This window comes from Vibrio sp. L85 (assembly GCF_963871815.1).
GTDB classification, from domain to species: Bacteria; Pseudomonadota; Gammaproteobacteria; order Enterobacterales; family Vibrionaceae; genus Vibrio; species Vibrio harveyi.
Genome location: NZ_CAWMYL010000234.1, coordinates 67487 through 81904 on the forward strand (window position 1 = coordinate 67487; position 14418 = coordinate 81904).

Below are 14418 nucleotides of genomic sequence, written 5' to 3' on the forward strand. Positions count from 1 at the left end.
ATAGCCCACAAACAGTTACTTAGCCTGTGTATTCGAAAAGTTCACACACAGATTTGAACAGTTGTTCTGTAGATACTGGCATTGTTGGGGTAATGAAGATAGTGTCATCGCCCGCAACGACACCAAGAATACCCTCAGATTTGCCAAGAGAGTCAAGCAAGCGTGCGATCAGTTGAGCAGCACCTGGACCTGTATGAATGACAACCAAAGCGGCGTTATGATCAATATCTAATACCAACTCGCGTAGAGAGCTGCTCACTGTTGGTACACCTAGCTCAGCAGGCAGACAGTAAACCATCTCCATTTTTGCGTTGCGTGTACGGACAGCACCAAACTTGGTTAGCATGCGAGAGACTTTAGATTGGTTGATGCTTTCAAAACCTTGTTGTTTTAGTGCATCAACGATTTCGCCCTGTGAGCCAAAACTCTCTTCTTTTAATAAGGCTTTAAAAGCGCGAACTAAGTTATCTTGTTTTTCTGAATTGCGCATAGTCGTTATGATTCTCTTATCAAGGGTCAGCAATTTTGCATATTCTCGCATAGATATTCATGCAGTGCCAAAAAGTCACGACATTATGTTAATTCCATCACTGTAAACCCTAAACAGGATAGGATTCTTTAAGTATGAAATCGTTGACCTATTTATTGTGTTGAATTTCTTGTCATTTCAACAGAATAAAAGAATAATCAGACCTTTGTTTGTAGCACGGTAACAGTGAGTTGCGCGAGGTCGCAAAGCTGGCGTTAATTGATTGTAATCAAGTTGTGATTCCGATAGCTTTATTTCAGCTGGTTACAAAATACCCTACGAATACGTTTATAAGAGAAATACTCTCAAGGAGAACTACATGAAAGTAGCCGTTATTGGTGCCGCTGGCGGCATCGGTCAAGCACTGGCCCTTCTACTTAAGAACCGTCTTCCTGCAGGTTCTGATTTAGCCCTATACGATATTGCTCCAGTAACTCCTGGTGTGGCTGCTGATCTTAGCCATATCCCAACTCCAGTTTCTATCAAAGGTTACGCTGGTGAAGATCCAACGCCTGCACTTGAAGGTGCGGACGTGGTGCTAATCTCAGCTGGTGTGGCTCGTAAGCCTGGTATGGATCGCGCGGATCTGTTTAACGTAAATGCTGGCATCGTTAAATCGCTAGCAGAGAAGATTGCCGTTGTATGTCCAACAGCATGTGTAGGTATCATCACTAACCCAGTGAACACAACGGTGCCAATTGCTGCTGAAGTGTTGAAAAAAGCAGGCGTTTACGACAAGCGCAAGCTGTTTGGTGTAACGACGCTAGATGTTATCCGTTCAGAAACATTCGTTGCTGAGCTAAAAGACAAAGATCCAGGTGATATCCGCGTGCCTGTTATCGGTGGTCACTCTGGCGTAACGATTCTTCCTCTACTTTCTCAAGTTGAAGGTGTTGAGTTCACGGCTGAAGAAGTAGAAGCTCTGACGAAGCGCATCCAAAACGCAGGTACAGAAGTTGTAGAAGCAAAAGCGGGTGGCGGTAGTGCAACTCTGTCTATGGGTCAGGCGGCATGTCGCTTTGGTCTAGCGCTAGTTCGTGCTCTTCAAGGTGAAGAAGGCGTGATCGAGTGTGCATATGTTGAAGGCGATAGCGAGCATGCTCCTTACTTCGCGCAACCTGTGAAGCTAGGTAAAGATGGCGTAGAAGAAGTTCTAAGCTACGGCGCATTAAGCGACTACGAGAAGTCGGCACTTGATGGCATGCTAGAAACGCTAAATGGTGATATCAACATTGGTGTTGAATTCGCAAAATAAGCGTCTCTACATACAAAGCATGTAAACAAGACAAATAGCAAAGAAAGCCGATCTTAGGATCGGCTTTTTTGATCCTTTCTTTTGGCTTGCCGTATCAGAGTCAGAACCAAACAACTTTGTGAAGGAGAAGATGATGGAAGCGAGTCGAATCCGTAAAGGTATGGTTGTAGAGTGTCAGCAAGGTGTTGGCACCATCTTGGTCGTCGATCAAGAAGCTGAAACCGTTCTATTGGCGAAGCAGGGGTCAGAAGAGCAGCTTGCGGTAAGCTTTGATGAAATAGAAGACAACCCACAGTTGCATGGTAACTGCGATCAATATTACTAAGGTCTGTTACCAGTAAAAGATAACAAAAAGGAAGAGCATGGCTCTTCCTTTTTACTTTTGGGTCTTTCTTTTTTGTTAGCTAGTACGCTTCACAGACATATGAGCGAGTGTAATTAGTGCTTGCTTATAGTCGGATTCAGGCAGCACCGCCAACTCAGCAATGGCTTTATCGGCTTCTTCTAACGCTTTTTGTGTTGTGTACTCAAGAGAACCAGCTTGCTGCATAACCGTTAAGATATCTTCTAGTCGATCCATACCGTTAGCTTTCTCGATAGCTTCACGAATCATCGCTGCGTTATCTGGCGTGGTATTGCGCATCGCATGCAATAGAGGAAGCGTTGGTTTGCCTTCAGCCAAATCGTCACCAACATTCTTACCCATATCCTCACCGTCTGACGTATAGTCCATCACGTCATCGATCAGTTGGAATGCGGTGCCAAGGTATTTGCCGTAGTTTTGCAATGCCACTTCTACTTCTTCTGGTGCGTCATTTAAGATGGCACCAATCTGCGTTGCTGATTCAAACAGACGCGCAGTTTTTGAGTAGATGACCTGCATGTAGCTTTCTTCAGTCGTGTCAGGATCATTACAGTTCATTAACTGCTGAACCTCACCTTCTGCGATCACATTAACTGCATCACTCATCAGTTTAAGGATCTTCATTGATCCTAGCTCAGTCATCATTTGAAATGAGCGAGTATAAATAAAGTCCCCAACTAACACGCTCGCGGCATTACCAAACGCAGCATTCGCTGTCGCTTTACCACGGCGCATGTCAGATTCATCAACTACATCATCGTGCAACAGAGTCGCAGTATGGATGAACTCGATAAACGCCGCAGCCATGGTATGACCGTTACCTTGGTAACCAAGAGCACGAGCTGACAATATCGCCAGAAGTGGTCTCAGGCGTTTGCCTCCACCACTCACGATATAGAAACCGAGTTGGTTGATTAAAGAGACATCAGAATTTAGTTGGGCTTGAATTGTTTCATTCACTTTTGCCATGTCATCGGCAGTAAGCGCTTGGATAGTTTTAAAATCCATCGTATATCCGGCTGAAGTTAGACCCTGCAAGGCTTATTCGATTTATATAATTGTCGAATAATACACTAAAAAACGTTGATTAATACATTACTAAAGGGCATGATTGCCGCACTTTTCTTTGGCGATTAGCTTTTCGCCAATTTTTTCAAAATATGGCTTGTCATAGGGGCATCTCTTCTGTAGAATCTGCGCCCTATTGATGATTAGTTTAGCGCACACCCTCATGAAAAGGCTGTGCGGAAAAAGCGGAGTAAAATATGTACGCTGTTTTCCAATCTGGTGGTAAACAACACCGTGTAAGCGAAGGTCAAACTCTTCGTTTAGAGAAATTAGACGTTGAAACTGGTGCAACTGTAGAATTTGATAAAGTTCTTCTTGTTGCTAACGGCGAAGACATCAAAGTTGGTGCTCCTCTTGTAGAGGGCGGCAAAGTTGTTGCTGAAGTTGTACAACACGGTCGTGGCGATAAAGTTAAAATCGTTAAGTTCCGTCGTCGTAAGCACTCTCGTAAGCAACAGGGTCACCGTCAGTGGTTCACTGAAGTGAAGATCACTGGTATCAACGCTTAATCTATTAGGAGAGTTTAACAATGGCACACAAAAAAGCTGGTGGTTCTACTCGTAACGGCCGCGATTCAGAAAGCAAACGTCTTGGTGTTAAGCGTTTCGGTGGTGAATCTGTTCTTGCAGGTAACATTATCGTTCGTCAACGTGGTACTAAGTTCCACGCTGGTAACAACGTAGGTATCGGTAAAGACCACACTCTATTCGCTCTTACTGAAGGTAAGGTGAAGTTCGAGGTTAAAGGTCCTAAGAACCGTAAGTTTGTAAGCATCGAAGCTGAGTAATTTTACCTTTTAGGTTAATTACTAAAGCTTTATAGCTGAATTCAAAAGCCCTGCCGATTCGGCGGGGTTTTTTATTTGTAGCAGTCGGCATATTCAAGTTTCTCGTTTTAGCCCATCGCGGTTGGAATCTGGGAGCTTAGATCTGTCATCTGCTAAAATTGTTTGATGGCAAATCAGATTTAATCCACGCACGAAGTAGTCGGAGTAAAAGATGAAGTTCGTAGATGAAGCGGTAGTAAAAGTTCAGGCTGGTGACGGCGGTAGTGGCGTTGTAAGTTTCTGGCGTGAAAAATTCATCACTAAAGGTGGCCCTGATGGTGGCGATGGTGGTGATGGTGGTGATGTATACATCCAAGCCGATGAAAACCTAAATACCCTGATCGATTACCGTTTCCAACGCTTTTACGAAGCAGAACGCGGTGAAAACGGTCGCGGCGGTAACTGTACTGGTAAACGTGGTAAAGACATCACACTTCGCGTGCCAGTAGGTACTCGCGCAGTTGATATCCACACTAACGAAATCGTTGCCGAAGTAGCAGAACACGGAAAGAAAGTGATGGTCGCTAAAGGCGGCTGGCACGGTCTTGGTAACACGCGTTTCAAATCTTCAGTAAACCGCGCACCTCGTCAGAGAACGCTGGGTACTAAAGGTGAAATCCGTGAGATCCGTTTAGAACTATTGCTATTGGCTGATGTTGGTATGCTTGGTCTGCCTAATGCAGGTAAATCAACCTTTATCCGCGCAGTATCAGCAGCAAAACCAAAAGTAGCTGATTACCCATTTACTACGTTAATCCCAAGCTTGGGTGTAGTGAGTGTCGTACCTGAGAAAAGCTTTGTTGTTGCAGACATTCCAGGTCTAATTGAAGGCGCAGCTGACGGTGCTGGTCTAGGCATTCGCTTCCTTAAGCACCTAGAACGTTGTCGTGTGCTGCTGCACATGATCGATATCATGCCAATCGATCAGTCAGATCCAATCCAAAATGCCCTAACTATCATTGATGAGTTAGAGCAGTACAGTGAAAAACTAGCAGGCAAACCTCGTTGGTTAGTTTTCAACAAAACGGATCTGATGCCTGAAGAAGAAGCGAATGAAAAGATCCAAGAGATCTTGGATGCGCTAGGTTGGGAAGACGAGTACTTTAAGATCTCGGCGATCAACCGTAACGGCACAAAAGAGCTTTGCTACAAGTTAGCTGACTTTATGGAAAACCTACCTCGCGAAGAGGAAGAAGTTGCTGAAGAAGATAAAGTTAACTTCATGTGGGATGACTACCATAAAGACGCGATCGCTGGTAAAGACGTTGTTACTGAAGACGACGACGATTGGGATGACTGGGACGATGAAGAAGACGACGGTCACGTTGTTTACGTCCGCGACTAATCGCTAGCTAATTCACTAAGCCGCAATGTGTATTGCGGCTTTTTTTGTATCTAAATCATGTTTAGTAGATGTGATTTACGGCACAATAATAAATTATACCCAAGTGACTTCAAGGCGAAGGAGTCAGAGCGAGTCGATGACACGCTTACAAAGGGCGAGTTGTCTTGGCTTGTGCACTTTGTTGTCGATTTTTAATTTAGGTTCACTAAATCCTTAAATCGCTGTGCGTCTACAACCCAAGACATTCTTGCTGAACCAAACGTCTTGAGGTTACTTGGGTATAAATGGACTTAGGAAGTATTTATGACACTGGAAGCTATACCGTCTTGTACTACGACGGCATCCAATCAAAGAGCCATCTCTCGGCTTGTTGCCCAAGCAGGGCAAATGTTATTAGCCCATGGGGCAGAAAGTACGCTGGTTAGTGACATTATGCAGCGCATTGGCATTGCATGCGGTGTGAGTGACGTTGCGGTGGCATTATCAGCCAATGCTTTAGTGGTGACGACCGTAAAGGACGATCACTGCATCACCACCACAAGAAGCTGTGCGGATCGTGGCATTAATATGCGCGTGATAACTCAGATCCAACGCATTTGTATCATGATGGAGCGTGGCTTACTTGATGTGAAAATGGCGCAGAAGAAGCTCAATAGTATCAGTCCTGAGCGCTATAACCGTTGGTTAGTTGTATTTATGATAGGGCTTTCCTGTGCGGCATTCAGTCATTTGGCTGGAGGTGATTTAGGGGTGTTTGTCATGACTTTTCTTGCTTCTGCTGGCGGTATGATCGTGCGACAAGAAATTGGTCATCGACACTTTAATCCCCTTCTCAATTTTGCTGTTACTGCCTTTGTTACGACGTTGATTTCAGCTCAAGCGGTTATCTTCGAAATTGGTAACTTGCCGACTGTTGCCATGGCGTCTTCCGTATTAATGCTGGTTCCAGGCTTTCCATTGATTAACTCGGTTGCCGATATGTTGAAAGGTCATATCAACATGGGCATTGCACGTTTCACTATGGCGAGTTTGCTCACTCTAGCTACTTGTCTTGGTATTGTTGCTGCTATGGAAGTTACCGGTATTTGGGGATGGATGAGCTAATGAGTGTATTTGAGCTTATTTTAGGGCTTTTAAACGACATGTTCTTTGCCGCTATTCCTGCGGTTGGTTTTGCTATGGTCTTTAACGTGCCACAAAAGGCACTTAAGTACTGTGCGGCAGGTGGTGCGATCGGTCATGGTAGCCGTTATCTAATGATGCACTTTGGCTTACCAATTGAGTGGGCGACCTTTTTCGCGGCGACTTTAGTGGGCTTGATAGGTGTTCACTGGTCCCATCGCTTTCTGGCTCATCCAAAAGTATTCACTGTGGCTGCTTTAATCCCTATGGTTCCAGGGGTATTCGCTTATAAAGCCATGATAGCCATGGTTGAGATAAACCACTTAGGTTATTCGCCTGAACTCATTGCGACGTGCATGGAAAACTTTCTTAAGGCGATGTTTATTATTGCAGGCTTAGCGGTTGGCTTGGCGGTTCCGGGGCTGTTATTCTATCGCCGCAGACCCATAGTATAAGGACCCAATATGATCATCAGCATGATTGCCGCGATGGCAGACAATCGAATCATCGGTAAAGACAACCAGATGCCTTGGCATCTTCCTGCAGATTTTGCATGGTTTAAGCGCTGCACTATGGGCAAGCCTGTTGTGATGGGACGTAAGACCTATGAATCGATCGGGCGTCCTCTACCTGGTCGTTTGAACATTGTCATCAGTCGTGATGAGTCACTTTGTATTGAAGGTGTAACAACTGTCACATCGATTGAGCAAGCGTTAGACGTTGCGGGTGAGGTGGAAGAGGTGATGATCATTGGTGGTGGTGCGATTTACGCAGCTTGTCTGCCAATGGCAACCAAGTTGTATGTGACTCATATCGAAGCTGAAATTGAGGGCGATACTCAGTTCCCACAATGGAGTAGTGAGTTTAAAGAAACGTACTCTGAGGCATACCAAGCAGATGAGAAAAACGCTTACAATATGCGCTTTACTGTCCTTGAAAAGTAATCGGATAGAATGAGAAAAGCACCGCAAACGCGGTGCTTTTTGTTTTCTAGTCCGGCAATCAGAGCCGTTAACTGAGAGCTTCTTGAATGAAGACTTGTTTGTCTTCCCAACGAATCATAGTTAGTGAGCCACCCCAAACGCAGCCCGTATCAAGTCCAATAATGCTTTCATCGATATGACCTTGCAGTGCCGCCCAATGCCCAAAAAGTACCGTTTTTTCTAGAGGGATTCTTTGCGGTAACTTAAACCACGGCACCAGTTCATCCTCTGATACTTCTTGCGGTGGCAATTTACAATCCATATCCAGTCGCCCGTCAGGAAAGCAGAAACGCATACGGGTAAAGGCATTGATGGTATAGCGATAGCGATCAAGTCCCGATAGGGATTCATCCCAAAGATCAGGTTGGTTGCTGTACATGTTTTCTAGCAGCCAAGGTAATTGTTCACTTCGAATGATCGCTTCCACTTCACGGGCACAGGCTCTGGCGGTTTCAAGATCCCATAGCGGAGAGATACCGGCATGGCACATTACAAACTCATCGTGTTCTGCAAGTAGTGGTTGTTGAGCGAGCCAAGTCAGTAATTCGTCTTTGTCTGGGGCAGAGAATATGGGTGCGGTTTTGTCTTTATCTTTGACCTTTTTGAGTCCTTGCGAGACCGCCATAAGGTGCAGGTCATGATTACCGAGCACGACTTTAGCACTGTCACCAAGAGAACGAACAAAGCGCAGTGTTTCTAATGATTTAGGACCTCGAGCGACAAGGTCGCCAGCTAACCAAAGTTGGTCATGTTCTACAGAAAAATTAACTTGCTCTAATAGCTGTTGAAGCTCGTCAAAACAGCCTTGGATGTCTCCAACAATGTAGTTAGCCACAGAGTCTCCTGATTAATTTAAGACGTTAGGAACAGCCAAGCGGAATGGATCAATCTCAGTGATGAATTCCTGTCCTTTTTCATCCAGTAACATGTAGTGTCCCTGCATGACACCAACTGGTGTTTCTAACGCAGTGCCACTGCTGTAAGTATACTCGTCATTACCTGCGATAAAGGGTTGTTGACCAACGACACCTTCTCCCTCTACCGTCATTTGTTTACCGTTGGAGTCGGTAATTAACCAGCGACGACTGACTAATTGTACCGTTTGTTGGCTGAGGTTTTTTATTGTGATGACGTAAGCGAACACATAGCGTTGTAGCTCTGGATTGGACTGTTCTTCGATGTATTTGGTATGAACTTGAATCTTAATGCAAGGTTGAATGACGTCCATGTGCACTCCTCAGAAACGTAATATCCCAATAATAATAAGCCAAACCGGCAAGGGTTTGGCTTATCGTTTGAGTTCTTAGTGCTGCGGGTTATCCGCGAGCCAGTTCGCCATGGCGACGAATTGTTGTAGCGTCAAGTTTTCTGGACGCATGCCTGGGTTGATACCAAGCTCTTCCAACACCTCTGTACTGAGCAGAGATTTATAACAGTTACGTACTGTTTTACGGCGTTGGTTAAAGCCTTCACGACATACTCGCTCCAGCAAACGTAGATCTTTAGCTGGGCATGGAAGTTCTTCGTAAGGTACTAGACGAACAACAGCTGAGTCTACTTTCGGTGGCGGAACAAAAGCGGTTGGTGGCACTTCTAGCACTGGTACTACTTTACAGTAGTACTGCGCCATGACCGTTAGACGACCATAAGCCTTGCTACCCGGACCTGCTGCCAAGCGGTTTACTACTTCTTTTTGAAGCATAAAGTGCATATCTTGAATGTCTTTATGGAATTCAAATAGGTGGAACATCAATGGTGTAGAGATGTTGTATGGCAAGTTACCAAAGATACGCAGCTTGTTGTTTGGCTTCACCAGTTGAGTGAAGTCGAAACGCATCGCGTCGCCTTCATGGATAGTAAGCTTATCTGCCAATTCAGGATGGTTGCGTAGACGTTCTGCTAGGTCACGGTCCAATTCGATCACCGTGAACTTGTCGACTTCGCGACCAACAGGTTCGGTGATTGCACCTAGACCCGGGCCGATCTCAACCAGGTTTTGACCTGGTCTTGGGTTAATTGCTGATACGATACCGTCAATAATGTACGGATCGTTCAGGAAGTTTTGACCAAAACGTTTACGCGCTTTGTGTCCTAAATGGACATCATTTCTCATTGTTTCTTCTCTACCAATTCTATCGCATGCGTGAGCGCTGTTCGGAAGCTCCCTGTATCCGCTTGACCTGTCCCTGCCAGTTCTAATGCAGTACCGTGATCCACCGAGGTTCTAATAAAAGGTAGACCAAGAGTAATGTTTACTGAACGACCAAAGCCTTTGTACTTTAATACTGGCAACACTTGGTCGTGGTACATGCCTAAAACAGCATCAGCATCGTTTAAATACTTTTCATTGAAAATAGTATCTGCCGGTAATGGACCGATCAGATTGATTCCTTTTTCTTGTCGAATCTTTTCCAATGTCGGAGTGATGGTCTCGATCTCTTCGCGACCCAAACAGCCATCTTCTCCCGCATGTGGATTTAACCCGCAAACATAGATGTTTGGCTGCGAGATGGCAAATTTTTCTACAAGATCTTTATGAAGAATATCGATGATTTTTTCTAATCGCTCTTCCGTGACGGCTTTTGATACGTAAGCCAAAGGAATGTGCGTAGTGACAAGTGCTACTCTCAGTCCTTCAGTTGCCAGCATCATCACGACCAACGGTGTGTTGGACTTCTCGGCGAAGAATTCAGTATGACCACTGAAAGCAACGCCTGAGCGATTGATCACCCCCTTATGTACAGGGCCGGTGACAATAGCATCAAATTCATCATTCATACAGCCCAAAGCGGCTCTTTCTAGTGTTTTTAATACGTAGTGACCGTTAGCTTCATTGAGTTGACCAGCGGTGACATTCTCTGCCATTTCGATATGGTCAACGATCAAGGTACCCGCTTTTTGGGCTTTGGGTGCTTCTTCTGGATTGTAATCAGTCAGTTGAACATCAATACCGAGTAGTGCGGCACGTTCCAACAGCATGTTTTTGTCTGCGCAGACGACGATTTGGTGTGCCCAGTCTTCCTTAGACAAGGCGAGCACCAAATCGGGACCGATACCCGCAGGTTCCCCTGCGGTTACGACGATTCTGCGAATCGAATTAGTTGCCATCATTATCATCCACGATTTCAACGAATGCGCTTGCGCGTAGCTCTTGCATCCATGCGCCAGCTTCTTCATTAAACTTACGGTTAAATAGAATTCGGTATGCTTTGTTCTTCATCGCTGAATCCGTGCGGTCTACCTGGCGACGGTCTAGAACTTCAACAATGTGCCAACCGTGTACCGTTTTAAATGGTTCACTGATTGAGCCGATTGGCAGCGTTTCTACTTGGTGTTTAAATTCTGGCACGTATAGGTCAGGAGTTTGGTAACCTAGCTCACCATTTTGCGCTGCTGAACCAGGGTCTTGGCTGTATTGTGTCGCTAACTGAGCAAAGGTCGCTTCGCCTGCCTTGATACGACGAATAAAGTCGTTTAGCTCTTTCTTCGCACCATCATCACTTAGGATTACCGTCGGTTTGATTAGGATATGGCGAGCATTTACTTCTGTTACTGCTACGGTTTCAAGACCTTTTACATCTTCAATTTTTAGAATGTGGAAGCCTACGCCGCTGCGGAATGGACCAATGATGCTACCTTTGTTTTGCATCTTGATCTGGTCTGCAAAGATGGTCGGCATTTCTTCTTTACGCATCCAACCCCAATCACCACCTTGTAGGGCTTTTGGACCTTTTGAATAGGTGTATGCCATTTCCGAGAAGTCAGCACCGTCTTTTAGTTTCTTAACCAAGGCTTTTGCTTCGGCTTCTACTTCTGACTTGTCTTTATCATCAGAGAAGCGAAGTTGAATATGACCAATTTTGTACTGAACGGTTGCATTGGTTTCTTTTGCCAGTTGGTCGGCAAGGCTATCTACTTCAGCAGGAAGAATATTGATACGACGACGCACTAGCGCATTGCGAGCTTCAGAAGCCGCAATTTCTTTACGGATCTGTTCACGAAACTCTGGGTAGCTTAGACCTTCAGCTTGAACAGATGCTGCAAGTTGCTCTACGGTCTGCTTGTTATTACGAGCAATTTCCGCAATTGCTTGGTTTAGACGGTTGTCATCGATACGGACGCCAATACGATCAGCTTCCTGTCCTTGTAGTGTGTCGATGATCAGTTTTTCTACCACTTGGTCTTTCAGCACACTTGCTGAAGGTAGGCTCTTGCCATTTTGACGAGCATTTGCCTGAAGCGTCTTCATCGCAGTATCGATGTCACTTTGAAGAATTACGCCGTCGTTAACGATAACCGCAACCTTATCAAGCTCTACTGGCGCAGCGGTTACACCACAAGAAAGTAGCGCGGTGAATAAGAGTGATTTCCAAATTTTCATTAAAAATTCCGTCAGTAATATAGATTAAGCGTCTTGCTATTGTTTAAGACGCCTAATTTGATTAATTGTTCAAATAGAATGGACGACCGTATTTGATTGCGTTGTCTGAGCCATCAAGCTCTTTCGCCGCAGTATCAGCTCGTTGGTTGGTTGCAAAACCTTGAATACCAAAGTTCACGCTGATGTTGTTTTCGTATTTTGGTGATGCGCCAGCACTGCCGATGGCTTTTTCATCCCAGCCAAGCAGTTGGTTGGAATATGTCAAACCAAAGTACCAACAGTCAGATTGGTAGCGCACGCTCGCCAACCATTCCATATCAATGTTTTCATTCAGGTCATAGTAGTACTGACCACTTGCAGACCAGCTTGGGTTGAACTCGTAAGCCGCTACAATACCCGCTTGTGAAATCCCCTTACGAGTGATCGTATCTAGGTTTTCGAGAATGATCGTATCTTCGATGTATTCTCGAGTGACGTAACGGTAGTTACCTTGAACAAAACCACCATTGAATTGGTATTCCAGCGTGCTGTTAGCAAGCTGCATTGCGCTCAAATCAATGTCGTATTGAATACCGCCGTGGTAGAACAGGTAATCGTTGTAGTTGAAGTCTGTTTCAATAGCCCAAGATGAGTAGTTTGAGGTCTCATCTGGCACGCTAGAACTGTTACTGATCTTGGTTTTCTTATCGAAGTAGTAGATCTGACCAAACGAGATATTGAGGCGCTCTTTATAGTCATCATCAAAGAATCGAGTACTTGCACCGTAACTCAACTGGTTTGCTGATGCGATCTTATCAATGCCACTGTATTTACGGCTGCGGAATAGACCATAGTAGTCAGTTTGCAGCAAGGTGGTATCGTAGTTGTAGATGTTCGTCTGATCTTCTTCAGGGACATACAAGTACTGCAACTGAGGCTCTAGCGTTTGTGTGTAGCCTTCAATCCAGCTAGTGTCACGCTCTAGATACATACGTGCATGCGTACGGAACTCTGGAATGACGCGTGATACGTTTTCATCAAGCTGGTTGCGTAAATTAGTATCTGTTAGCCCTGTTAAGTCTTGAGAGTAGTATGTCGATAGGACACGAGCTTCTGTAGTCCATGTCGCCCATGAGTTCGAAAGCGGGATAGTAAGACCTGGCTCTACGTGAACACGAGTTGCATCGGGCTTAGCTGTATCATCAGTATCAAAGCGGCTGATTTGGCTCTTCACGTCAAAGTTAACGTAATTGCCCATGAGTGGTGTGTAGTAGTTCAAATCCAACTGAGGCAGCAGACGGTATGGTTGGTTCTCGTCTTGAAGTAGGATTTGGAAATCACGAACTCGTAGTGATGCATCCCAGAAATTCGAACGGTATTGTACTTCACCTTCTTGAAGCAACTGACCATCTTCTCGGTTACCAATATCAGAGCTGAGATCTCGGAAGTAATCAATATCGCTGACTTTGGAGTAGTCTAAGTTGACTAACCATTGCTTGTTGATGATGCCTTCATGTTTGAACTGGTAACCCCAACGCGACTCGTCGTTGTACTTCTTGTCGCTGTTCATGTACTCGCCTTTGATTTCACCTTGTCCCCAACCATCGGTTAGGTAACGAAAATCAGCGTCGAGCTTGTTACCACGCTTCTGCATGTATAACGGGGTAATCGTCATGTCGTACTCAGGCGCGATGTTCCAATAGAATGGAATCTCAACTTCCATACCATCGTTGGAGCCATACGACAGAGAAGGGAATAGGAAACCTGTCTTACGCGTATCACCAATTGGCATTGTTAAGTACGGTACGTAAAAAACGGGAACGTCCAATACTTCAAAACGAGGGTGGTGCAGTGTAGCGGTTTCTTCATCTTGGTCGACATCAATACCTGATGCGACTAATCGCCAAGAGTTATCGCCTTGAGGGCATGATGTGATAGAGCCGTCTTCCAGCTCATAAACGGATTGACCCGTACGTGCGATATACGCTGCGGTACCTCGACCTTGCTGGCAAAGGAATTGGTAGTCGGTATTTTCTAGCGAGAAGGTATCTCGGTTGATGTCGTTGGTGACACGATCAGAGCGCGCCTTCACCTTACCGTCATTGAAGGTTACGTTACCTTCCGCTACCACTACATTGTCTTGTTGATGAAGTGTCACGCTATCCGCAGTAATCTTCTTTGGTCCTTGCGTCACTTCTACGTTGCCGGAGTATTGGGCTTTGTCGCCATTGATCGCCTGAAGACTATCAGCTTGTACTACGACTGGGGAATTTAGCGCGTCCTCCTCACCACTTGTCTCGACCAAACATTGATCTGTGATGGGCATTTCCTGCACACTATCATTGATATTCGCTTCAGCTTGAGTGGTGGGTACAAACAAGGCGGTGCTGATAGAGGCCGCTAAAAATGTGCGGGAGAAATGTTGCATTGAATTGAACTTTCCTGTGTCACTACTACTCGATGGCTATAGGGCTTGTTGTACCCTAGCTTTATAGCCAAATGAATCAACTATAGTTTGCAATTATCCCAGAGCATGGACTCGCTGTGGCATAATGCCGATATAAAA

16 protein-coding genes are annotated in these 14418 nt (G+C 45.2%); 8 read left to right on the forward strand and 8 right to left on the reverse strand.

All coding sequences use genetic code 11. The features are described 5' to 3' along the window. Window positions 1–19: 19 nt before the first annotated feature. Window positions 20–490 (reverse strand): transcriptional regulator ArgR, encoded by a 471-nt coding sequence (gene argR, locus AACR11_RS21640; protein ID WP_005430583.1) that lies wholly within the window; start codon window positions 488–490, stop codon window positions 20–22. A gap of 358 nt (window positions 491–848) precedes the next feature. Between argR and mdh the strand changes: the two genes are divergently transcribed. Next, entirely contained in the window at window positions 849–1784 is a 936-nt protein-coding gene (mdh, locus tag AACR11_RS21645) for a malate dehydrogenase (protein ID WP_005450494.1), read from the forward strand. 133 nt (window positions 1785–1917) lie between these two features. Then, window positions 1918–2109, forward strand: a complete 192-nt coding sequence (locus AACR11_RS21650) for a hypothetical protein (protein ID WP_005430528.1) — start codon at window positions 1918–1920, stop codon at window positions 2107–2109. Window positions 2110–2184: 75 nt separating this feature from the next. Here the strand turns inward: AACR11_RS21650 and ispB are convergent, their stop codons facing one another. Beyond that, complete coding sequence (gene ispB / locus AACR11_RS21655) at window positions 2185–3156, reverse strand: octaprenyl diphosphate synthase (RefSeq protein ID WP_005450493.1); 972 nt, start codon at window positions 3154–3156, stop codon at window positions 2185–2187. A 257-nt stretch (window positions 3157–3413) separates the two neighbouring features. Between ispB and rplU the strand changes: the two genes are divergently transcribed. The 6 genes from rplU (at window position 3414) to folA (ending at window position 7453) form a co-directional block, all read left to right on the forward strand. After that, complete coding sequence (rplU, locus tag AACR11_RS21660; RefSeq protein ID WP_000271393.1) at window positions 3414–3725, forward strand: 50S ribosomal protein L21; 312 nt, start codon at window positions 3414–3416, stop codon at window positions 3723–3725. A 20-nt stretch (window positions 3726–3745) separates the two neighbouring features. Next, entirely contained in the window at window positions 3746–4003 is a 258-nt protein-coding gene (gene rpmA, locus AACR11_RS21665) for a 50S ribosomal protein L27 (protein ID WP_005383095.1), read from the forward strand. 211 nt (window positions 4004–4214) lie between these two features. Next, on the forward strand, window positions 4215–5387 hold the full coding sequence (gene cgtA / locus AACR11_RS21670) for an Obg family GTPase CgtA (protein WP_005450476.1): 1173 nt from the start codon (window positions 4215–4217) through the stop codon (window positions 5385–5387). Between the two features lie 303 nt (window positions 5388–5690). Next, on the forward strand, window positions 5691–6491 hold the full coding sequence (locus AACR11_RS21675; protein WP_017817252.1) for a threonine/serine exporter family protein: 801 nt from the start codon (window positions 5691–5693) through the stop codon (window positions 6489–6491). Continuing rightward, window positions 6491–6964, forward strand: coding sequence for a threonine/serine exporter family protein (locus AACR11_RS21680; protein ID WP_009698851.1), 474 nt, complete (start codon window positions 6491–6493; stop codon window positions 6962–6964). The genes AACR11_RS21675 and AACR11_RS21680 overlap by 1 nt, the downstream gene beginning before the upstream one ends. 9 nt (window positions 6965–6973) lie before the next feature. Continuing rightward, window positions 6974–7453 (forward strand): type 3 dihydrofolate reductase, encoded by a 480-nt coding sequence (gene folA, locus AACR11_RS21685; protein ID WP_029788826.1) that lies wholly within the window; start codon window positions 6974–6976, stop codon window positions 7451–7453. Window positions 7454–7520: 67 nt separating this feature from the next. Here folA and apaH read toward each other — a convergent pair whose 3' ends face one another. From apaH to lptD, 6 genes are all read right to left on the reverse strand, one after another. Further along, window positions 7521–8327, reverse strand: coding sequence for a bis(5'-nucleosyl)-tetraphosphatase (symmetrical) ApaH (gene apaH, locus AACR11_RS21690; protein WP_029788824.1), 807 nt, complete (start codon window positions 8325–8327; stop codon window positions 7521–7523). 12 nt (window positions 8328–8339) lie between these two features. Continuing rightward, window positions 8340–8720: a Co2+/Mg2+ efflux protein ApaG gene (apaG, locus tag AACR11_RS21695; protein WP_005450471.1), complete on the reverse strand. Its 381-nt coding sequence runs from the start codon at window positions 8718–8720 to the stop codon at window positions 8340–8342. A 75-nt stretch (window positions 8721–8795) separates the two neighbouring features. Beyond that, entirely contained in the window at window positions 8796–9605 is an 810-nt protein-coding gene (gene rsmA, locus AACR11_RS21700; protein WP_005450470.1) for a 16S rRNA (adenine(1518)-N(6)/adenine(1519)-N(6))-dimethyltransferase RsmA, read from the reverse strand. Beyond that, on the reverse strand, window positions 9602–10600 hold the full coding sequence (gene pdxA / locus AACR11_RS21705) for a 4-hydroxythreonine-4-phosphate dehydrogenase PdxA (protein ID WP_029788822.1): 999 nt from the start codon (window positions 10598–10600) through the stop codon (window positions 9602–9604). The genes rsmA and pdxA overlap by 4 nt, the downstream gene beginning before the upstream one ends. Beyond that, window positions 10590–11873, reverse strand: coding sequence for a peptidylprolyl isomerase SurA (surA, locus tag AACR11_RS21710; protein WP_005450468.1), 1284 nt, complete (start codon window positions 11871–11873; stop codon window positions 10590–10592). Before surA ends, pdxA begins: the two co-directional genes overlap by 11 nt. 61 nt (window positions 11874–11934) lie before the next feature. Then, window positions 11935–14280, reverse strand: a complete 2346-nt coding sequence (gene lptD / locus AACR11_RS21715) for an LPS assembly protein LptD (protein ID WP_029788821.1) — start codon at window positions 14278–14280, stop codon at window positions 11935–11937. Window positions 14281–14418 lie beyond the last annotated feature (138 nt).